The organism is Aeromonas sp. R9-2 (assembly GCF_040908025.1).
Taxonomy (GTDB): Bacteria; Pseudomonadota; Gammaproteobacteria; order Enterobacterales; family Aeromonadaceae; genus Aeromonas; species Aeromonas veronii.
The window spans coordinates 88,323-110,389 of the sequence record NZ_JBFOCX010000021.1 but is presented as its reverse complement, the minus strand read 5'-3'; the positions used below and the strand labels follow the sequence as shown (position 1 = coordinate 110,389).

The following is a 22,067-nucleotide window of genomic DNA, read 5'->3' as shown; positions in this document are numbered from 1 at the left end:
TTGATGCAGCCGTTCTACTGCGCTGAGTCGTTGATAACTCCCTCGACCCGTACCTGCAGGCTCCCTTGCGCCAGGGTGGTGATGAGCTGATCGCCACTGTTGACCTGATCGGCGCGGCTAATGACCTCGCCACGCGCAGTGCGGGTGATGGAGTAGCCGCGACCCAGAGTGGCGAGCGGGCTCACCCCGTCGAGGCGGGCGGTGAGCATGGCGAGGCGGTGGCTCGCCAGATCCTGGCGTTTGGCAATCAGGGCATAGAGCCGCTCCTCGGCCAGCTGGTGGCGGCGCTTGCCAGCTGCCAGCAAGCGCTCCGGGCTCTTGCCCTGCAGGCGCAGCTCAAGGTTGGTGAGGCGCCGCTCTCCCTGATGCAGCCGCTGGCGCAATAGCTGTTGCAAACGGGTGGAAAGCTCGTCGAGGCGCTGGGATTGTTGCTCCAGCCGCCGCTTCGGATCCTGATGGTCGAGCCGCTTTTGCAGCAGGATGAAATCGTGGCGGGCGGCGGTCTGCTGGCGACTCATCGCCTGCAGCAGTCGCTGCTTGAGGTGGGCGAGGCGCTGGATGCGGACCTGATTGTCTGGCGCCACCAGCTCGGCGGCGGCCGACGGGGTAGGGGCGCGCAAGTCGGCGGCAAAGTCGCTGATGGTGACATCCACCTCGTGGCCCACTGCGCTCACCACAGGTATGGCGGAGTGGGCAATGGCGCGCGCCACCGCCTCTTCGTTAAAGCACCAGAGATCTTCAAGCGACCCGCCGCCACGGCCGACGATCAGCACATCCACCTCGGCGCGCTGGTTCGCTTTGACGATCGCCGCGACGATCTGGCTGATGGCGGCGCTCCCCTGTACCTGAGTCGGGTAGATAAAGACCGGTAGATCCGGCGCGCGCCGTTTGAGCACCGTCAGCATATCGTGCAAAGCCGCGCCGGTGGCGGAGGTGATAAGGCCCACCGCCCGCGGTTCACGGGGCAGCGGCCGCTTGCGGCTTTCGTCAAACAGCCCCTCGGCGCCGAGGCGGCGCTTGAGCTCTTCAAAACGCAGGGCCAACACGCCGTCGCCAGCGGGCTGCATCGACTCGATGATCAGCTGGTAGTCGCCGCGCGGCTCATAGAGGGAGACTCGCGCCTGCACCAGTACCTGCATGCCATCCTGCGGGCGAAACGCCACCCGCCGGTTGTTGCCCTTGAACATGGCGCAGCGCACCTGCGCCGACATGTCCTTGAGGGAGAAGTACCAGTGGCCGGAGCTGGGCATCGCCAGATTGGAGAGCTCGCCGGTCAGCCACACCAGCCCCAGATCCTGCTCCAGGATCATGCGCACGGCGCTGTTGAGGCGGGTGACGGTAAAGACCTGCTGCTCGCGGCCGTTCGCCGCACTGGATGGGGTAAATCGGTTCAAAGGCGTACCTGTGGTCTGCTCCGGCGGGGCCGGGATAAAACGATGGCCGCTATCTTAACCCGAAACAGGGGGAGGGCGTTAAGCAGGAGGCGCCAGCAGCAGAAAAGCAAGATTGGAAACGCTGCCGTTTATCCGGGCAGGCAGTATGGCTCCCGACAAAGCCCTCGCGCTTGCCCGCATCGGGCCAAGTTACGGCTTGTCTCGATGCTGTTGATATCTCAGGTGCTGCTGATGTTCACGGCGCCACCATCTTGACCAGCGTTCACTCGCCCCCTGTTTGGAGTAGCTTATGAATCCCTCAGCCCGCTTAAGTTTGACGACCCGTTTGCTGCACTGGTCGGTTGCCTTGCTGATGATTGGCCTGACCCTTGTGGGCTATCTGATGGTGAAATTTGAAATATGGGATCTCTATGCGCTGCATAAATCTCTGGGGGTGATTGCACTGATCTTGATCCTGCCCCGCGCCATTCTCCGCCTTGTTAAAGGGTGGCCTGAGCCTGTGCGTCAATATCCTGTTTACGAGGCATTGGCAGCCAGGGCGATCCACTGGGGTTTGCTGATTTCAACGCTGCTTATTCCGGTGTCCGGTCTCTGTTATTCCGCAGCGGCTGGCCGAGGTGTCGCGATATTTGGCTGGTCTATTATCCCGATGAATCCAGATATCCATGATCCGGCCAATGTGATTCCATTTAGTGAATCCGTTCGGGATATTGCTCACACAGTCCATATATATTTGCCATATATCATGCTGGCATTTTTGCTGGTGCACATTGTCGGGGCGTTGAAACATCATCTGCTGGATAAAGATAATACCTTGCTGCGGATGGTGGGGCAAAAATAATAAAGAGAGGCAACCCTTGTTGTGCCAGAAAATATATATTGGCAGCGGGCGAAATTTATTATCCAGACCGAGCAAAGGAGATTGAGAGGAGAATGATACCGGTGCGAGTGGTCGCCGCGAGGGCAAGAGACAATACAAGGACACAAAACAAGGGGAGGGTGGTCAGAGGCCGCTTGCCCCCTGAGCCTCTGTCGATCATCCCGTTGCATGGGGGTTGAGCTGCGTCGGCACCTACCGGTTTTGCATAAATCACCGGTTAGCCAACTCTTTTGCCCCGAAATGGCGCTTTTCGTACTGATAATCTTGGTTTTTTGGCGTTTTGGCCGCCTAAAAGAGGGCTATGCCATAAAAAATTCAAAAAACTTCTTTACCAGTGACCAATGCGTGAGTAAACTTCGTCGGCAATATTTTACACCCCCACTTCCTCAACGGTGAGATATTGCCATGCTCAGGATTGCCAAAGAAGCGTTAACCTTCGACGATGTACTGTTGGTTCCCGCCCACTCCGAAGTTCTTCCCAATACTGCCGATCTGCGTACCAAGCTGACCTCCGCCATCAGCTTGAACATCCCGATGATTTCCGCTGCCATGGACACAGTGACCGAAGCCCGTCTGGCTATCGCACTGGCCCAGGAAGGCGGTATCGGCTTTATCCACAAGAACATGTCCATCGAGCAGCAGGCTGCCGAAGTGCGCAAGGTCAAGAAGTACGAGAGCGGCGTGGTCACTGACCCCGTTACCGTGCGCCCTGACATGACCATCGCCCAAATCAAGGAGCTGAGCCACAAGAACGGCTTCGCCGGTTACCCTGTGGTGACTGACGGCAATCAGCTGGTCGGTATCATCACCGGCCGTGACGTGCGCTTCGTGATTGACCTCTCCCAGACCGTTGAACAGATCATGACCCAGAAAGATCGTCTGGTCACCGTGCGTGAAGGGGCCCCTCGTGAAGAGGTGGTTGCCCTGATGCAAAAGCACCGTATCGAAAAAGTGCTGGTGGTGAACGGCGACTTCAAACTCAAGGGCATGATCACCGTTAAAGATTTTCAGAAAGCCGAGCGCAAGCCCCACGCCTGTAAAGATGACAAGGGTCGTCTGCGGGTTGGTGCTGCGGTCGGTGCCGGTGCAGGCAACGAAGAGCGCGTCGCTGCGCTGGTGGAAGCCGGTGTTGACGTACTGCTGATCGACTCCTCCCACGGCCACTCCCAGGGCGTGCTGGATCGCATCAAGGCCACTCGCGACGCCTATCCAGATCTGCAGATCATCGGTGGCAACGTGGCGACTGCCGCAGGCGCCAAAGCGCTGGCTGCTGCCGGTGTCAATGCCGTCAAGGTCGGTATCGGCCCGGGCTCCATCTGTACTACCCGTATCGTGACCGGCGTGGGCGTGCCCCAGATCACTGCCATTTCCGACGCCGTTGACGCGCTGGAAGGCACCGGTATTCCGGTGATTGCCGATGGCGGTATCCGCTTCTCCGGCGACATCGCCAAGGCCATTGCCGCGGGCGCCAGCTGCGTCATGGTGGGTTCCATGTTCGCCGGTACTGAAGAAGCGCCGGGCGAGATCGAGCTCTATCAGGGTCGCTCCTTCAAATCCTACCGTGGTATGGGTTCCCTGGGCGCCATGTCCAAAGGCTCCAGCGACCGCTACTTCCAGACCGACAACGCCGCCGACAAGCTGGTGCCGGAAGGCATCGAAGGTCGCGTGCCGTACAAGGGTCGCCTCAAAGAGATCATCCACCAGCAGATGGGCGGCCTGCGCTCCTCCATGGGCCTGACCGGCAGCGCCACCATCGACGACATGCGCACCAAAGCTGAATTCGTGCGCATCTCCGGCGCCGGGATGAAAGAGTCCCACGTCCACGATGTGACCATTACCAAAGAAGCCCCCAACTATCGGATGGGCTGATAAAACGGGGCCCTGCGCCCCGTTTTTCCACCCTTTTTTTATCCCGTGCCCTTTGTGACAACATCAGCCTGATGCAGGAATAAAATGACTAAAGACATTCACCAGCACCGTATCCTTATCCTCGACTTCGGTTCCCAGTACACCCAGCTGATCGCCCGCCGCGTGCGCGAAATCGGCGTTTACTGCGAACTGTGGGCCTGGGACGTAACCGAAGAGCAGATCCGCGAATTCAATCCGAGCGGCATCATCCTCTCCGGCGGCCCCGAGTCCGTCACCGAAGCGGGCAGCCCGCGCGCCCCCGAGTATGTGTTCAACGCCGGTGTCCCTGTGTTCGGTATCTGCTATGGCATGCAGACCATGGCCGAGCAGCTGGGTGGCAAGGTGCAATCCTCTACCGAGCGTGAATTCGGTTACGCCAAGGTGGAAGTGCTGGGCGAAGCTGGCAAGAGCAGCGCGCTCTTGCGCAACATCGAAGATGCCATCGCCGACAACGGCAATGCCCTGCTGGATGTCTGGATGAGCCACGGTGACAAGGTCACCACCATTCCGGCCGACTTCACCACCATCGCCCAGACCCCGACCTGCCCCCACGCGGCCATGGCGTGTGAGGCCAAGCGCTTCTACGGCGTGCAGTTCCACCCGGAAGTGACCCACACCCGTCAGGGTGCCCGCATGCTGGAGCACTTCGTCAAAGACATCTGCGGCTGCGAATGCCTCTGGACCCCGGCCACCATCATCGACGACGCCGTTGCCCGCATCCGCGAGCAGGTGGGCGACGATGAAGTGATCCTCGGTCTCTCCGGTGGTGTCGACTCCTCCGTGGTTGCCATGCTGGTGCACCGCGCCATCGGCGATCGCCTGACCTGCGTCTTCGTTGACAACGGTCTGCTGCGCCTGAACGAAGGCATCCAGGTGATGGAGATGTTTGGTGACCACTTTGGTCTGAACATCATCAAGGTTGAAGCGGAAGAGCGCTTCCTCTCTGCCCTGGCCGGTGTTGACGAGCCGGAAGCCAAGCGCAAGATCATCGGCCGCGTCTTCGTTGAAGTGTTTGACGATGAAGCGAAAAAGCTGAAAAACGCCAAGTGGCTGGCGCAAGGCACCATCTATCCGGACGTTATCGAATCCGCTGCCAGCAAGACCGGCAAGGCCCACGTCATCAAGTCTCACCACAACGTCGGCGGCCTGCCGGAAGAGATGAAGATGGGTCTGGTCGAACCGCTGCGCGAACTGTTCAAAGACGAAGTGCGCCGCGTTGGCCTCGAGCTGGGTCTGCCCTACGACATGCTCTACCGTCACCCGTTCCCGGGCCCGGGTCTGGGCGTGCGCGTCCTTGGCGAAGTGAAGAAAGAGTACTGCGATATCTTGCGCCGCGCCGATGCGGTCTTTATCGAAGAGCTGCGCAAAGCCGACCTCTACAACCAGGTCAGCCAGGCGTTCGCCGTCTTCCTGCCGGTGCGCTCCGTTGGCGTCATGGGCGATGGTCGCAAATATGACTGGGTCATTGCGCTTCGTGCCGTCGAGACCATCGACTTTATGACTGCCCACTGGGCTCACCTGCCATACGACTTCCTCGGTCACGTGTCGAACCGCATCATCAACGAGATCAACGGTATCTCCCGCGTGGTGTACGACGTTTCCGGCAAGCCGCCCGCAACCATCGAATGGGAATAAGCGGCTCGCGCCCTTCTGCCCTTAGAGCATAAAAATGCAAAAAAGACGCCCTTGAGGCGTCTTTTCTTTTCTCAATCGTTTGCGCCACACATCTTCTTTTTTCGAGCAGCTTTTTCGCCACCTTGCCCCTGTCATATGTGACAGGGGCATTTTTGCGATCTCGCACTAGGCTCTCTCATGCCAATTGAGCCCGCTGTCAACAGCGGCTTGTGGCTGGGGGGAGGGCTGATCCAGTTGCAGATAGCTGCGCAAATTTGCCCATCGTTATCGTGCCAACCGGCAGTGATGACACCCCGGTGGAGACCGGAAACCACTTGAATCAACGGGGCGCAGCCCGAACGGCCAAACGAGTCGGGATCATAGAGCACGGAGAGTTTGATATGTCAGAACAAGCAGTGTTGGTGGGTGGATGGACCGCATATCACAAGCTGACCGCCGAGGATCAGGCGGTATTTGATCAGGCGCTGAAAGGATTTGTCGGGGTGCAATATGTACCCTTTGAAGTCTCCACTCAAGTGGTGGCTGGCACCAACTACCGCTTCAAGTGCAAGAGCACTGTGCCGCTTGCCAAACCGATCCATGGCGAAGCCGTGGTGCAGATCTTCAAATCACTGGACGGGGATGCCCATATCACTTCCATTACCCCGATTTGATTGGGTGGTGGGGCAAGGTGGGGAGGGGTAGATCTCTTAACCGGTTTGCTCCAAATCCTGAAAATAAGAAAGACGCCTTAGGGCGTCTTTCTTATTGCTGGAGTTTGCACGTAAATTTTGTTCGGACAACGAAACAGTGGAGAAATGAAACTCATACGATTGTTGACGTGGGTAGATATTTTTGTTCGAAATGCAATCACCTCCCGATATAGGTCACACCATTTTCTGTACAAGTAGATAATTGATTTATATATGAATAACATAGTGGCCTTCTAACTCGGAAGCATCAGAGGGCATCGTGGCGATTTTTGATATTGAGAAAGACGACTTACTCCGGCTCTCTGATACCCAGCTTGAAGAGTTAATAGCGCGCCTTGCCGAGGCGGAAATTGCCGCCGATGGTCATAGCCCTGCTTATGTACACTGGTCAGGCTCTATAAATGCTCCCGATGGCGGTATCGATGTGCACGTCAAAGTACCGGTCGAGCAAATGTGCACTGGCTTTATTGAAAGACCTGATACGATTTTTCAAGCCAAAAAGCATCCAATGCCGAGGGCCGCGATAACCTCAGAAATGACTATTGATGGTGCATTATCATCGACTATCACGGGTCAAGCGGCAAAGGGAGGGAGCTATATCATCGTCAGCTTGGGTGATGATTGTTCTCCCCTTATGAAAGAGGATCGCCTGCAAGCAATGCAGTATGCGGTAGCGGATGCTCCTAACCGATCCAATATTCACTTGGATTTTTATGACCGCTCGAAACTGGTGCAATGGCTGCGGCAGCACCCGTCAGTCATGCTCTGGGCCAAAAAAATACTTGGTCAGGGATATTCTGGGTGGCAGCCATATGGGGCTTGGAGCAATCCACCTCAGGGGTCAGAAGATACCTTGATTTCAGCACCAGGGGTGACAATTACTCTGCCATCAGGAAAAGGGCAAAAGCTAGCCATTCAGGATGCTATCGGGCCAATGCGTGAGCTGATTCGCTCAACCAATAAAGCGGTTCGCATTACGGGATTATCCGGTGTTGGGAAGACCCGAATTGTACAGGCTCTTTTCGATGAATCCGTCGGAGCAGATGCGCTCGATCGGACTATCGCAGTTTATGTTGATACCGGTGAAAACCCGGAGCCCTCTGCAACGGCAATGTTGGATAGACTGATAGCTGAGGGACGGCGGGCCATTATGATCCTCGATAATTGTCCTTCTGAATTGCACACTCTTCTAGCCAGTAAAGTAGCGGCCAAAGGTACGATCAGTCTTATTACCGTTGAGTATGACATTAGAGATGACAAGCCTCAGACCACAGAGGTCATCCAGATTGAAGCGGTGGGGCCTGAGGTTGCCGAACAGCTTGTTCTACGTCGTTTTCCCAATATCGGTCGAAATAACGCCCGCCGAATAGCGGAGTTTGCTGATGGTAATGCGCGGGTTTCTCTGGCTATTGCAGAGAGAGTTGAGGAAGGTGAAAGTCTGGCCCAGCTTTCAGATGCACAGTTATTTAACCGTTTGTTTGAACAGCGAAACAATCCGGATGATGGTCTACGGGAGCAGGCTGAAATATTGTCTCTAGTCTATTCATTTTCGGTCTCAACGGCTGAGGAAGGACAAAGCGAACTGGGGGTATTGGGTTCTATCTCGGGGTATTCCGTAAGCCAGTTGTTCCGAGCAACAAGCAAGTTGTCAGATCGCCATATCGTACAAAAGAGGGCCCATTGGCGGGCCATTTTGCCTCATGCCGTTGCCAATAGGCTGGCTGCATTGGCACTTAATAGCATTCCAGTTGATCAACTCAGGGCGACCTTTGAAGCCACCGGTCGTCAACGCTTACTGATGTCTTTCGCGCACAGGTTAGGGCTGTTGCACGATCATCCCGTGGCCAAAGAAATTGTTGAATGTTGGCTTCAGCCTGACGGGTTGTTAGGACGGTTAACAGAATTAAGCGATATATCGGAAAGAATGCTTAATTATATCGCGCCAGTTGCGCCTGAAGCTCTGCTAGATAGGATTGAAACGGTGTTGACCCCGTTTTACATTCAAGAAGATGCAACGAGTAAGAATATATGCACTTCAACCATGATTAATCTTCTGCAATTATTGGCATATGAGCCTAGTGCATTCGAACGCTGTATTATGATTCTTATTCATCTGGCCGATTATGAGAAGGAGAGCGATGGTAACAACTCGCTGACAAGGCAGATAACGAATTTCTTCCAAGCATATCTATCCGGAACACACGCTACTTTAGAACAACGCATTGCCATTATGAATGAATGTTTTTCATCTGATGTTCCTAGACGTAAATCATTGGGTTTCAAGATGCTTTCGACAGCCCTAGAGGATCGCTGGACTGGCTTTGGAAGTAATGCGTTTGGTGCTCGACCGAGAGACTATGGACTTCACCCTAATCATGATGAGCTTGTGCAGTGGCGCCGCGCTTTTATCGATGAAGCTGTACAATTGGGCACTTCAGGTGATCCTGCTCTTGAAGTCCCTGCACGACAGATCATGGCTAATACATTTCGAGGGATGTGGAACCAGCAAGTGATGAGGGAAATACTGATTGATGCAGCTCGAAAATTACATGAACACCATCCTTGGGGGGATGGTTGGAAAGCTGTCCGCTCTACGATCTATTTCAATCACACAAAGAAAATGAATGTAAATAATGTAGAGCCCATACCAGACAGCCTTGTTGCACTTGAGAAAGCTCTGGAACCACATGATTTGCTTCCGACAATCATGATGTATGTGCTCAGCAGAGTACATGGCCCTTGGACGCTGGATACCGATTTTGATCACAACGATCATAACAAGTATCAGGCAGCCGAAAAGCGACTTACAACCAAGGCATTCCAATTGGGTGAGGAGTTTGCAGTCTCAAGTCATAATTTAGATGAACTGGGGCCTAACCTATTTTCTAATGACTACATGCCTTACCGTACAGCATTCGGGAGAGGTTTGGCCAAGGGGGGGCATGATTTATATTCTGCTTGGCTGAAACTTATGGAGTATCTTGAGATACAGCCTGCAGGATATAAAAACTTGTCAGTTTTTGAGGGCTTTATCGAAGAAGTTGACCGTATCGACCCAGCTCTTGCAAAGGTATTACTTGATCAGTGTGCACAACATCCTCAAACTCGACACGGTTTGGTTGAGTTGCATCCTCGAAGGAGTTTCACAGAAGCCGATCTGGATCGTTGTATGAATATTATGGATGACTCTGATATTCACCCGAGTATGTATGAATCAATCCTATGGCGGGATGAATATGGGGATTTATCCAGAGAACGAGGAATTGATCTTGCGATTCGGCTCCTGAGAAAACCGGGAGGTTGTGATGTGGTGCTGCGTGCGTTAAGTATGCGGTTACATGGTAAAGAATCAGGAGATCAGCTTGGCCTTGATTTTCGTCAGATTGGTCTTAAAGCGGCGATTTTAAGTCTTCCAAAGGATCACTGTGATCCCACTGGGATCGATGATTACAACATGGAATGCGTCATCAATGCTGCATTACGTTTCGATGGCAATGAGCCAGAAAAACAGGAGTGGTTGGACACGATCTTTGCTGTTGTTGATCTGCACTATGGCTACGTTCATTCATATGAAAGCGCCATTGAGACAACAGCTGCGCTGATGCCAGAAGCATTTTTAAACCGAGTCTTTGAAGGCTCTGAAGAGCAACAAGAACGACGGCAGTTTTTTATTTGTAATAGAGACTTACGATTCTCACCTATTGCCCATATTAATATGGATTTTCTGATTTCGTGGTGTTGTGCCAGAAATGAGCCCCGCGTATGGGGAGCTATTGCAGCAAGCATTCACTTGTGGGAAAAAGATGACGAGATTGAAGGGCTCAGAATGTCAGAGTTAGCTCTCAGGCTGCTTGAGTCATCTCCTGACCCTGCTATTGTTCTAGAAATATTCGCAGAGCGTGTCACTCCTTCCTCTTGGTCTGGCAGTCGAGCCGAATTAATGCAGTCCAGAGAGAAGGCTATTCGTAAGTTGGTTGAACATGAAAGAGCAGATATTTCGACTGCGGCTCAAACAGTTTCTGTAAACTTGATTCAGCTAATCGAGTGCCAGAAAGAACGAGAGCAGCGGGAGGATATGGAACACGAGCAGCGGTTTGAATAAGAATTGTCTGTTTCAAGCCCGTAGGGTGAAATGAAATTGCACCTCTACTTTTGTTTCTCATACCTTGCACAAAAGCCGCTCGGCAAATGGTGCAATGCGTTGCGCTTATTGCACCCTACGTCTTTTCGTAAATCCGCTGGGGTGGGGTGGCTAGGCACCATGTCTAACAAAAGGGGCGATTTGCGCCCCGATTCTTCTGATCTCCTCGCTTTATATCGCCACACGCTGTCGGGTGCTGCCTGATAGTCTGCTGACTCACTACCAAGATGCCTGTTTTCCTCATCAGGCCGAGCGGAGAAAGCCACTTTCACTCATACCTCGCCGCTTCCCAGGTGTGTATCGCCTGTTTACGGGTCTCGCCCCAGTGATAGCCGCCGAGCTTGCCGTTTTGCTGAATGACTCTGTGGCAGGGGATCATCAAGGCGACGGGGTTGGCGCCCACCGCCAACCCCACGGCGCGGGCGGCCTTGGGGTTGCCGACGGCGCTCGCCACTTGGGCGTAGCTCACCACCTTGGCGGGCGGGATCTGCAGCAGCGCCCGCCAGACGCTGATCTGAAAGTTGGTACCGCTCACGTGCAAGGAGATGGGGCGATCCGGCGCCTTGCTGCCATCGAACATGGTGTTGATGACGTTCTGGGTGCGTGATGGCGCTTCTTGCAGCCTTGCCTCAGGCCAGCTGCGGGCGAGGGTGGTCAGTGGCGCCTCTGGGGCCTTTTCATCGAGAAACGAAAAGTTGCACACCCCCCGCGGGGTCAGGGCGACGAATGCCTGACCGAAGGGCGTGTCATGCACCCCGTGATCGATAACCAGCCCGGCCCCGCGCTGCTTGTACTCGCCCGGCGTCACCGCTTCGAGTTGCACGAAGTGATCGTAGAGCCGCGAGCCGCTGCTAAGGCCCAGGGTATCGGCCACCTCCAGCAGGGGGCGCGACTCCTGCAGCAGTGCCTTGGCCCGCTCCAGGGTCAGCACCTGCAGATAGCGTTTGGGCGTCACTCCGGCCCAGCGGCTGAACAGCCGCTGGAAGTGAAAGGGACTTAAGTGAACGTGCGCCGCTATCTCGTCCAGAGTGGGCTGGCGCTCCACCTGACTTGCGATAAAACGGATGGCATCGGCGATGCGGGCGTAATCAGACATAAGGCGCTCTCACGATAAGGTTTCGGTCACAGGATCTTGGGGGCGACAAGGTCATGTACGACAAATTGATACCCCACCATCGGCCAGCAGGGCAATGCCGGTGGTAAAGCTGGATGCATCGGACGCGAGATAAAGGGCCGAGCGGGCGATCTCCTCCGGTTGGGCCAGCCGTTTGAGGGCATGCATATTCTGCACAAAGGCGAGACTCTCCGGCGTATCGGTAAAGGCCCGTCCCATGGGGGTGTCGGTGCCCCCCGGCAGCAGGGCGTTGACCCGAATCCCTTGTGCCCCATACTCGGCAGCCAGCACCCGGGTCAGACCGATGAGGCCCGCCTTGCTCGCCGCATAGGCCGCCATGCCGGGCAGCCCCAGGGTATGGCCGACAAAGGTGGAGGTAAAGATAAGCGAACCGCCGCCGCGCGCCTGCATGGCGGGGATCTGATACTTGGCACCCACAAAGGCGCTGGTGAGGTTGGTATCCAGCGTTTCCTGCCACTGCGTCAGCTCAAGCTCCTTTACGCTGCCCGGCGTGCCTGTGGTACCGGCGTTGTTGAAGGCGATATCGAGCCCCCCGAAACGGGTTAGCGCGAGCTCCACCAGATCGCGGGCGTAAGTCTCGCTTTTCACATCTCCCGCCAGACTCACCGTCTGGCCCCCCTCGTGGCGGATCTCCTCCACCAGCAGATCCAGTTCGGGCTGGCGGCGGGCGCCGACGACGACGCTGGCCCCTTCGCGGGCAAACAGGATGGCGCTGGCGCGGCCTATGCCGGAGCTGGCGCCGGTGATGATGGCTACCTTGTTGGACAGTAATGACATGGCAGTTCCCTCGCAGGTGTGTTGTGCGCCAAACAGTGGTGCACAGGGTTGGCTGTGGGTTGGAGGTTCCAACCGACTTGGGTTTGGTCCCCACTATGGCAACCACTCCTCGCCGGGACGACCCGAATCTTGCTCTCTTTCTCTCCAACTCGTTTTGCTACATGTCGAAACAGTCCTTTGCGGCAACAAAAGGGGAGAACTGAGCCCCGAATTCTTTATAATGCCCCCCTTTAAAATCGCCGGACCCGAGTTCGGCGCGCGTTGATGGTCGCTGTGCCATCAGGCAGATCATCAGGATTGAGAAACGGTTATGCATACTCTGGAACAGCTGCGCGCAGGTGAACTGTGCGGTGCCCGCCATCTGAAGCTTTGTGAAAACCTGACGGAGTTCCCCAGCGAGATTTTGAGCCTGAAAGAGACGCTGGAGGTGCTGGATCTCACCGGTAACCAGCTAAGCGCACTCCCTGACGAGCTGGCCGGGTTTGGCAAACTGCGCATTATCTTCTGCTCCGAGAACCGCTTTACCGAGCTGCCCGAGGTGCTGGGGCGCTGCCCGGCGCTCACCATGGTGGGCTTTAAGGCCAACCGGATTGCTACCGTCTCGGCCAAGGCGCTGCCTGCGGGGTTGCGCTGGTTGATCCTGACCGACAACGCGGTGGAACAGTTGCCTGATGAGCTGGGCCAGTGCGACGCTCTGCAAAAGCTGATGCTGGCGGGCAACCGCCTGCGCGAGCTGCCGGCCAGCCTTGCCAACTGCCGCAATCTGGAACTGCTTCGCATCGCCGCCAACCGCATCGAACGCTTCCCCGAGTGGCTGCTCTCGCTGCCTCGCCTTTCATGGCTTGCCTACTCCGGCAACCCCTTTAGCGAAGGGGAGGAGGCGCGGGCCATCGATGATGCCCATGTCACGCCGATTGCCTGGGAGACGCTGGCGCTGGGCGAGCTGCTGGGGCAGGGAGCATCCGGCGTTATCCATCGCGCCACCCTTGTGGGTAATCCTGCTGATGAAGTGACTCAGGCGAGCGATAGAGGCGATGGCAGTCAGGTGGCGGTCAAGCTGTTCAAGGGGGCGGTGACCAGCGACGGGCTGCCTCGCTGCGAGATGGCGGCATCGCTGGCGGCGGGCACTCATCCCAACCTTATCAAGGTGATGGGCAAGGTGGCGGATCACCCCTCCGGCATTCCGGCGCTGGTGATGGAGCTGATCGACCCGGCCTTTGCCAATCTGGCCGGGCCGCCGAGCCTGGACTCCTGCACCCGGGATGTCTATCCCGAGAGGCTGCGCCTGAGTGTGCCAGATGCGCTGGCGATGGCCCACGGCATCGCCTCGGTGGCGGGCCATCTGCACCGCGCGGGCATCATGCACGGGGACCTCTACGGTCACAATATTCTTTTTGCCCGTGGTTCTGACGCACCGGCTCGCGCCCTGCTGGGGGATTTTGGCGCCGCTTCCTTATATGACCGCAGCGACCGCGAGCGGGCGCTGGGCCTTGAACGACTGGAAGTGCGCGCTTTTGGCTGCCTGCTGGAGGAGCTGCTGGCCCATTGCGATACGCAAGACTCACCGCTCGATGGGTTGCATCAACTAAAAGCGGCCTGTCTCTCGGAGCTCCCCGCCGATCGTCCCGATTTTGCTTATATCGAGCGCCAGCTGGCGGCCGCTCGCGCCACGCTGTCGTGATCTTTCTGGCGTTGGCAGGCACGTTTTGGCCTGCCAACGTCATTCCTTTCATTCCTTCATCGCCATACACCCATGACGTTTTTGCATGGGTTGGTATACCTCTGCCCGTTATAAACGTACCCAATAGCGCTCATTGCGACAGTGAAGCGCACGGCAAGATGACGTCCAGCCATTCGTCCGATAACACGCAGAGGCTGCGCGGCAAAAAGGGAAGGGCAGAGGGTTGCGTGGTGCCGGTTAAGTTGTGATATTGAGGCATCTTTAGTACAGAAGGGTAATAACGATGGAAGCTGCGTTTTGGCATCAGCGTTGGGAAGAGAACCGGATTGGCTTTCATCAGGCGGACTTCAACCACTGGCTGCAATCCTGGTGGTCAGCCCAGCAAGCGGACGAGCCGGTGCTGGTTCCCCTGTGCGGCAAGTCCCGCGACATGCTCTGGCTGAGTGCTCAGGGCCATCCGGTCGACGGTTTCGAGTTATCGAGCCTTGCCGTCAGCCAGTTCTTCAGTGAAAACAAGCTCGCCGCGACCATGAGCGAAGTGGGCCCTTATCAGTGCCATCAGGTGGACAGCCTGCGCATTTTCCAGGGGGATTTTTTCGCCGCCCCCAGTCTGGGTCGCCGTTACCAGCTGGTCTATGACCGCGCGGCGCTGATCGCCCTGCCGACCGCGATGCGCCGCCAGTATGCAGCCCTGATCAGTTCGCTGGTCGAGACCGGTGGCCAGATCCTGCTGGTGACCCTTGAATATCAGCCGGAGCAGCAGAGTCAGCCCCCCTTCTCGGTGGGGGAGATGGAGGTGCGAGCCCTGTTCGAACGGGACTTTCGTATCGAGGTGCTGGGGCGCGCCGCCGAAGTGGATCACCCGCGGGTGCTGTCGGGTCAGCTCTCCTACTTCGATGAGGTAGCCTACCGGCTGGTTCGCCGGGGTTAACGGGCAGCTAACGGGCGGGCAAAGGGTGATCTGCGCCGACAAATCGTCGGGCTACGCGCTCTTCGCTACCTCCTTTGACGTAGATCAACGTGACTGACGGGGGGAGTGCCTAATATGAGGCTGTTTCTCAATCACTGTTGGCATTGCAAAGCGAGTATCGGGTCTTTCCCGCTTGCTGATCAGCAACTCAGTGTCTGATTTTCACGCTCATGTTCACTTTTGGCGGCTTTGGTCGCAATTGTTATGGTTTTTCCAGCCGACCCAGATGGGTCGGCTTTTTATTGCCTGCGATATGCCGTGGGCAGGAAAAACGGGGGAGTGCGAGGCCTGATCAGGCCTCGAAGGTGGCGGCATTGAGCCGAAATGCCCGTGGATCGTCAATAAACTGGCCGGTGATCCGCTCGTCATGTTCGTGCCCCTGACCATAGCTGCAGAGGATCAGTCGATCGGAGGTGCGCGATCGCAGCTGGGTGATAAAGCGCACCAGATCGGCGCGACTCAACTTGCCCACCTCGTTGCAGACCCGCTCCCGCTGATCGAACCCCAGATCCTTGTTGCCGATGCTGACCCACAGCCGCTGGCCGCGACTGCGCAGGTTGGCATCCCGCTCGCTCAGCTGGGCTTGCAGTCCCGCCTTGCTCTCTTGCCACTGCTGCTCGGTAAATTCGAGCATGGCGAGCGGGAAGAGGTCGATAAACTCCTCCACCGCATCGAGCAGGATCTGCGGCCCCGCCACCGGCGACTGGATATAGAAGATCAGGCCCGGATGGCGATTGAGGGGCAGGTTGCCGGCGCCCACCACATACCCCAGTTGCTGGCGGGTACGCAGCTCGTGGAAGAAGGTGGAGGACATGATGTGGTTCGCCAGAGTGAAGCAGGCGAGATCCCGCGCCCGGGTGGTACGGGACTGGTAGTAGACCAGGAGCGCTGAGTCTTCGTGATCGCAACCCTGTTCGCGAATAAGGGTGCCTCTGTCCTGAATGGAGATGAGCGGACGACGAGTCTCGCCGCTCGGCTTGCTGCTGGTGCCATTGATGTCGCTCAGGTGACGCTCCATCAGGGCGGCCAGCTCCAGCGCTTCGGCAGCAGTCCAGTCGCCATGCACCAGTGCCTCGACATGCACCTCGCCAAACAGCTGGGCCACGAAGCCGGGCATCTCCTCCAGCTCGACGGTGCGCAGGTGGCGCAGCAACTGCTCGAACGGCGGGTTGTTCGGCTGCAACAGGCTGGTGAGCTGGTTAAAGAGCTGGGAGATGGGGCGCGCCTTGGACTGGTTGTCCCAGTTGCGGATGAGCTGCTCCTTGATCTCGGCGAAGCGGCCCGGATCCGGATACCCCAGGGTGCGGTTGCCGAGGATCATGTCGAGCAGCAGCGGCTGCTTGTCGGCAAAGCCGCTCAGGTTGATGGTAAAGCCCCCCTGATGGGCATAGATCTGGTAGCCAAGCCCCGCCAGCTCCGCCGGATAGGTGAGGGCGTTGAGGTGGTCGGCCAACAGCTCCACGGCGAGGCGCGCCATGGCGATATTGCGCGGATTTTTGACCGCATGTTCGCTATCGATGGAGATATAGAGATTGCCCTTGGGCACGCTGAACAGGTGCTCATGGAGGTGCCAGAGGCGAAAACCGGGGCGATCGATCAGGCTGGCGGGCATGTCGGCGGCAAGCTCTGGCGTGCGCGGATCGAGTCGGCTGCTGATAAAGGGGTTGGGCTTGGGCAGCGCCAGCGCCGGATCCGGCTCGCTCTGCTGCCAGCGAATTTTCTCGGCCTCGGTAATGGTCGCCACGCTGTAGGGGGTCTGATACCAGCGGGCCAGCCGATCGGTCGCCACTTCCGGCGCAGTGATGGTGATACGCAAATTGTGCGGAGTGAGCTTGGCGAGGAAGCGGCGGATCAGCCCCTCGTCATATTCGCGCATCATGTAGTCGCCGTAGAGCAGATCCTCAGGCTGGTAGCTAAAGAGGTTGAGCACCAACCCCGACACCGTATCGAGGGGGCGGCCGCGCTCCTGAAAACGGAACGCCGATTCGAGCACGGTCTGTTTTTCGTCATAGCGCCAGCTCTGCAGCCCTTCGCGGCCAATCAGTTTCAGATAGCCAAACAGGGCGGCGAGGATGTCGTCCACATGCTCAAGGCCCAGAGGTGTGAGGCCGAAGTTGACGCCAAAATCCTTGAAGTTGGCGCCGCTTATGCCACCGCCCGCCGAGAGCTGATTGACCCAGCCTTTCGCCTTGAGCAGGGAGAGCAGGCTGCCATCCCCCTCATAACCAATCAGATGGCTCAGGAAGGTGAGGGGCTTTTTGTCGTAAAACTCGTCCACATTGGGCAGGGGGAAGCAGAGCGACAGCTTGCGGGTCTCCTTGACCGGATTGATGTGGATGCGCACGCCGAGATCATCGAGCCGGTAGAGTGGCATGGTGAGGGTCGGGGTTCCCAAATTGCGATTCAAAATGGGAGCAAAGTAGCGACAGCACCACTGCAACTGGGTATCGATGGATTCCGGCGAGATCATCACCAGCGCCATGCGATCCGCGCTGTAGTGGCTTTCGTAAAAACGGATAAGGTCGGAGCGCAGATCCCGTCCCGGCAGATCGGCCAGGGTATCGAGGTTGCCCACCGAAAACTTGGAGAAGGGGTGCGCCGGGTTGACCGTCTCTTTATGCACCTGATAGCTGCGGCGCATGTCGTCCTGCAGCTTGAGGCGATACTCGGAGTCGACCGCGTTGCGCTCCTTGTCCACCCACTCCGGATCAAAGGTGGGACAGATAAAGAACTGGGAGAAGCGATCCAGCCCTGCTTCGAAGAAGCCGTTATCGATCTCGAAGAAGAAGTTGGTGAACTCGGTACCGGTCCAGGCGTTGTTGCTGCCGCCATGACGGCTCATAAATTGCTGGTACTCACCAGGCTTGGGGTAGGTGCAGGTGCCGAGAAACAGCATGTGCTCCAGAAAATGGGCCATTCCCTGCCGGTCGGCGGGATCGTCAAAATGGCCGGTATTGACCGCCAGCGAGGCGGCGGATTTGTCGGTGTCGGGATCACAAATCAACAAGACCCTGAGCCGGTTGGCCAGCTCCAGAAAATGGTATTGCCGATGGTCATTGGGACTGGCATATGGGCTCATTGGCGTGTGACTCACGTTGGATTTATTTGAATTTAAACATGATTATCGACCCCGCTATCCCGTCAGGCAAACCCTTTTCTGAGAGGTAGCGCAATTGTTTCCACACCCGTGGCGGGGTAAGATCCCCCGGCTATCAAAACAGGCCCGTTGGGCGAGGTTGTAATGAAGATCTATATCATGCGTCATGGCCAGGCTGGCATGAATGCGAAAACAGATGAACAGCGTCCATTGACCGAGCAGGGTATTGAAGAGTCTATCCAGATGGCCCGCTGGCTGGCGCCTCAGCTGATTGGCCCGCTGGATCGGGTGATCCACAGCAACTATCTGCGGGCACGCCAGACCTGGCAAGCCATATGCAGTGAATTGCCTGACGCAGCAGCCGTTGAAGAGAGTGGCGACATTACCCCGTACGGTGATCCCGCTTTCGTGGCCAGCTACCTCACCACTCTGGCTGAACAACATGACCAGATCCTGATGGTCAGCCATCTGCCGCTGGTGGGTTATCTGGTGCAAAGCCTCTGCCCGGCAGCAGGAGCACCCATGTTCGCCACCTCGGGGATCGCTTGTATCGAGTGGCACGATGGCAAAGGAGCCTTGCTCTGGCTCGAAGGGCCGCATACAATAGGCTAAAAGTTAATAAAAAGTTATAGATTGAATTTTTTGGGAAGAGATGGGCGAGTTTTCCGGATTTTTATAAATAATTTACGGAATTAATTCGCAGAAGCTGCTGTCATACGGATACAACTGCAAGAGGTTGCAAACGATGAGAGTGTTCAAGAAGTACCTGCCACTGATGGTGGCAAAGCATGTCAAAACCTTCTTTAAAGGTCGGATTTACATCCATGGTCGGGGGCGGTTTGATTTCCAATCCGGTTTGTTGCTGATGCCGAATCCGGCGGATATTCCCCACCGCCAGACAGTCACCGAAGTCAACGAGCTGATCTCAAGACTGCACATGGATGCCGCGTGATGCGCTTCTGAACCTGTTTCTGCACTGATATGCCCGCACTTTTGCGGGCATATTTGTTTCTGGCTACTGGCGTTCACCATGTGGCTGTTCAGGCCCACACCTTTGTTTATCTCCCATCGCCCCCTATACTGGCCCGCTGTTGTCTCTTCGGTCTGGATCCTCTCATGCCCCTTGCCTTTCTGTTTCCCTTCTCCTGCATTGCCATCTGGGCTGGCAATGGCATCGTCAGCAAACTGGCGGTTGGTGTGTTGTCCCCCGCAGCCTTGGCCTGGTCGCGCTGGGTGGTGGCTGCGCTGGTATTAAGTCCGTTTCTGGCCCGTCGGGTATGGCGTGCGCGTGCCCGTCTGCGCGCTGGCCTTTGGCAGATCGCCATGCTGGCCTCGCTGGGCATGGTGCTCAACCAGACTTTTGGTTACTACGCGGCGCAAACCCTGGGAGCCACCGAGATGGGGTTGATGATGGGTCTGACGCCGCTGTTGACCGTGTTGTTCAGCATCTGGCTGCTGCGCGAGCGGCCCACCTGGGGCGCTTTACTGGGGGCGCTGCTTTCCATCCTTGGCTTGTCTATCTTGCTGGGGCAGGGGGATCCGACCCGGCTGTTTACCCAAGGCATTCATATCGGCTCTGTCTATATGCTGATTTCGGCGGGAACTTACGCCCTTTACAGTGTGCTGCTCAAGAAGTGGGATCTGGGGCTCGACAACTGGTCGCTGCTCTACGGTCAGGTGATCTGCAGTGTGGTGATCCTGACCCCCTTCTTTTTGCTGGTGGATGGCCAGTGGCCAGATGGTCGGGCCCTGTGGCTGATCCTCTATGCCGGTATCCCCACCTCGGCGCTCTCGCCCTGGCTCTGGATGCAGGGTATCGCCCTGCTCGGCGCCAACCGTACCGCCATCTTTATGAACCTGCTACCGGTGATGACGGCTGGCCTTGCCATCACCCTGCTGGGTGAGCGGCTGACCAGCTATCACCTGATCGGGGGCGGTCTGACCCTGCTGGGTGTCTTGCTGGCACAGCTGCTGGTGCGTCCGGTGGTGATGGGTCGCCGCCGGGTGATGCTCGCACCCTGTCCCGAAGAGTAATCTTGCGTGAAGGTGTAAGTAGGCCCAATGGCCCGCTTGGCTGCCAATGAAAAGCGCCTGCAGCAATGCAGGCGCTTTTTTATGGTTACATCTTCCTAGCCGGTTATTGGGCAACCAGATAGAGCTCCTTGCTGTAGACCACATCCTGCGGGTTAAGGTGGGGGTAGCCTTTCACGAAAGGCTTGAGCAACCTGGATTTGACCGAGAAATAGATGGGGGCGATGGGGGCATCCGCATCAATGAGTGCCTCTGCCTGTTGATACAGGGCATTGCGTTCAGCGGGATCCAGCGAGTCGTGGGCCTTGGCCAGCAGGGCGTCGTACTCCTTGTTGAACCACTTGCCGCTGTTGGCACTGCTGCTGGAGGTCATGATATCGAGGAAGGTGGAGGCGTCGTTATAATCCCCGTTCCAGCCATAGCGGCTAACGCCAAAATCCCCCTCGTTGAGTGCCGAGACCATGGTCTTCCACTCCATGTTGTTGAGGGTGGCAGTGACCCCCAGGTTGTGTTTCCACATGGAGGAGACGGCCAGCGCAATCTTTTTGTGGCTCTCGTTGGTGTTGTAGAGAATGTCCACTGTGAGTGGCTTGTCCGGACCATAACCCGCTTCGGCCAACAGGGCTTTGGCTTGCTTGATCCGCTCCTCTTTACTCTGCAGCTGGCTGGCCGGTTTTTTCAATTCAAAACCGTCCACAATGGGGGGCGTGAAGCTATATGCGGCAATTTGTCCTTGTCCCAGGATCTTGTCGGTGATGGTCTCCCGGTCGATGGCGAGCGAGAGCGCCTTGCGTACTTTCGGGTCATCGAACGGTTTGCGCTGGGTATTGAAGACATAGTAATAGCTGGCCAGCGTGGGGACGCTGACCAGTTCTTCCGGGCTCTTGCTCTTGAGCTGTTTGTACTGCTCCAGCGGATAAGTGGTGTAGTGCAGTTCACCGGTGCGATAGCGGTTGTAGGCGGCGGTTTCGGAGACGATCTCCAGATAGATCACCTTGTTCAGGACGGTGTGCTGGTTGTTCCAGTAGTGGGTATTGCGCTCGGCACTCAGCCGCTCGTTGGGTGTCCACTCCTTGAGTACAAAGGCACCGTTGGAGACGATATTGCCCGGTTTGACCCAATCCTTGCCGAATTTTTCAATGGTGGCCTTGGGGGCCGGGAACGTGGTGTAGTGGGCCAGCGTCTTCAGGAAGAAGGGGACCGGATTTTTCAGGGTGACCTGCAGGGTGTGGTCATCGAGCGCCTTGATCCCTAGCTCTGACGGGCTCTTCTTGCCCTGGGTCACCTCGCTTGCATTGACCACTCCGGTCAACTCGATAAACCAGGCGTAGTTGGAGGCCGTCTTGGGATCGGCCGCCCGTTGCCAGCCATAGACATAATCGGCGGCGGTGACCGGTTCACCGTTTGACCACTTGGCCTCGGGCCTCAGCTTGAAGGTGTAGACGGTACCTGTCTTGTCGACGTCGTAGCTGACGGCGCCTGCTGGTTTGATTTTGCCGGTATTATCCAGCTCATAGAGCCCTTCAAACAGATCGTTGACGATGGCACTACCGGCGGTCTCTTCTACCAGCTGGGGGTCGATGGTGGTGGGTTCGGTGCCGATATTGGTCACGTAGATTTGTTGGGCATCCGGCAGCAGCTTGGTACCGGCAGGCACCTGGGCAGCCCAGGCGGGAAGGGCAAACAGTCCGGCTACCATGCCGGCAATGAGAGTCTTGTTCATTGA

The 22,067-nt window shown here is 56.9% G+C and carries 15 protein-coding genes; 10 read left to right on the top strand and 5 right to left on the bottom strand.

Annotated features, from left to right (window positions below):
- Positions 1-14 precede the first annotated feature (14 nt).
- Entirely contained in the window at positions 15-1,394 is a 1,380-nt protein-coding gene (xseA, locus tag AB5Y71_RS08370) for an exodeoxyribonuclease VII large subunit (RefSeq protein ID WP_368171378.1), read from the bottom strand.
- 289 nt (positions 1,395-1,683) lie between these two features.
- Here xseA and AB5Y71_RS08365 point away from each other — a divergent pair, with 289 nt between their 5' ends.
- The 5 genes from AB5Y71_RS08365 to AB5Y71_RS08345 all read left to right on the top strand — a co-directional run bounded on the left by AB5Y71_RS08365 (position 1,684) and on the right by AB5Y71_RS08345 (position 10,611).
- Positions 1,684-2,235, top strand: a complete 552-nt coding sequence (locus AB5Y71_RS08365; protein ID WP_368171377.1) for a cytochrome b — start codon at positions 1,684-1,686, stop codon at positions 2,233-2,235.
- 444 nt (positions 2,236-2,679) lie between these two features.
- The gene (gene guaB / locus AB5Y71_RS08360; RefSeq protein WP_005345006.1) at positions 2,680-4,143 is read left to right on the top strand and encodes an IMP dehydrogenase; all 1,464 of its coding nucleotides are present in this window, start codon (positions 2,680-2,682) and stop codon (positions 4,141-4,143) included.
- 84 nt (positions 4,144-4,227) lie between these two features.
- Positions 4,228-5,817 (top strand): glutamine-hydrolyzing GMP synthase, encoded by a 1,590-nt coding sequence (guaA, locus tag AB5Y71_RS08355; protein ID WP_346214185.1) that lies wholly within the window; start codon positions 4,228-4,230, stop codon positions 5,815-5,817.
- Positions 5,818-6,197: 380 nt separating this feature from the next.
- Positions 6,198-6,470, top strand: a complete 273-nt coding sequence (locus tag AB5Y71_RS08350) for a hypothetical protein (RefSeq protein WP_005337011.1) — start codon at positions 6,198-6,200, stop codon at positions 6,468-6,470.
- A gap of 298 nt (positions 6,471-6,768) precedes the next feature.
- Positions 6,769-10,611 (top strand): hypothetical protein, encoded by a 3,843-nt coding sequence (locus AB5Y71_RS08345; protein ID WP_368171376.1) that lies wholly within the window; start codon positions 6,769-6,771, stop codon positions 10,609-10,611.
- Between the two features lie 307 nt (positions 10,612-10,918).
- Here the strand turns inward: AB5Y71_RS08345 and AB5Y71_RS08340 are convergent, their stop codons facing one another.
- Both AB5Y71_RS08340 and AB5Y71_RS08335 read right to left on the bottom strand, forming a co-directional pair.
- A complete protein-coding gene (locus tag AB5Y71_RS08340; protein ID WP_323912087.1) occupies positions 10,919-11,746 on the bottom strand; it encodes a methylated-DNA--[protein]-cysteine S-methyltransferase in 828 nt (275 codons plus the stop codon).
- Positions 11,747-11,797: 51 nt separating this feature from the next.
- On the bottom strand, positions 11,798-12,562 hold the full coding sequence (locus tag AB5Y71_RS08335; RefSeq protein ID WP_368171375.1) for an SDR family oxidoreductase: 765 nt from the start codon (positions 12,560-12,562) through the stop codon (positions 11,798-11,800).
- Positions 12,563-12,872: 310 nt separating this feature from the next.
- Between AB5Y71_RS08335 and AB5Y71_RS08330 the strand changes: the two genes are divergently transcribed.
- Positions 12,873-14,243, top strand: a complete 1,371-nt coding sequence (locus AB5Y71_RS08330; protein WP_368171374.1) for a leucine-rich repeat-containing protein kinase family protein — start codon at positions 12,873-12,875, stop codon at positions 14,241-14,243.
- A 283-nt stretch (positions 14,244-14,526) separates the two neighbouring features.
- On the top strand, positions 14,527-15,174 hold the full coding sequence (locus AB5Y71_RS08325; protein ID WP_368171373.1) for a thiopurine S-methyltransferase: 648 nt from the start codon (positions 14,527-14,529) through the stop codon (positions 15,172-15,174).
- Between the two features lie 331 nt (positions 15,175-15,505).
- On the opposite strand, the gene AB5Y71_RS08320 is transcribed toward AB5Y71_RS08325, so the two are convergent.
- A complete protein-coding gene (locus AB5Y71_RS08320; protein WP_244776581.1) occupies positions 15,506-18,292 on the bottom strand; it encodes an insulinase family protein in 2,787 nt (928 codons plus the stop codon).
- A gap of 162 nt (positions 18,293-18,454) precedes the next feature.
- On the opposite strand from AB5Y71_RS08320, the gene sixA reads away from it, so the two are divergent.
- The 3 genes from sixA (at position 18,455) to AB5Y71_RS08305 (ending at position 20,344) form a co-directional block, all read left to right on the top strand.
- Entirely contained in the window at positions 18,455-18,922 is a 468-nt protein-coding gene (gene sixA, locus AB5Y71_RS08315) for a phosphohistidine phosphatase SixA (RefSeq protein ID WP_021230584.1), read from the top strand.
- Between the two features lie 133 nt (positions 18,923-19,055).
- Positions 19,056-19,262 (top strand): DUF1107 domain-containing protein, encoded by a 207-nt coding sequence (locus AB5Y71_RS08310; RefSeq protein ID WP_005336998.1) that lies wholly within the window; start codon positions 19,056-19,058, stop codon positions 19,260-19,262.
- Positions 19,263-19,426: 164 nt separating this feature from the next.
- Positions 19,427-20,344, top strand: coding sequence for a DMT family transporter (locus AB5Y71_RS08305; protein ID WP_368171372.1), 918 nt, complete (start codon positions 19,427-19,429; stop codon positions 20,342-20,344).
- Between the two features lie 103 nt (positions 20,345-20,447).
- Here AB5Y71_RS08305 and AB5Y71_RS08300 read toward each other — a convergent pair whose 3' ends face one another.
- Positions 20,448-22,064: a peptide ABC transporter substrate-binding protein gene (locus AB5Y71_RS08300; RefSeq protein ID WP_064336240.1), complete on the bottom strand. Its 1,617-nt coding sequence runs from the start codon at positions 22,062-22,064 to the stop codon at positions 20,448-20,450.
- Positions 22,065-22,067 lie beyond the last annotated feature (3 nt).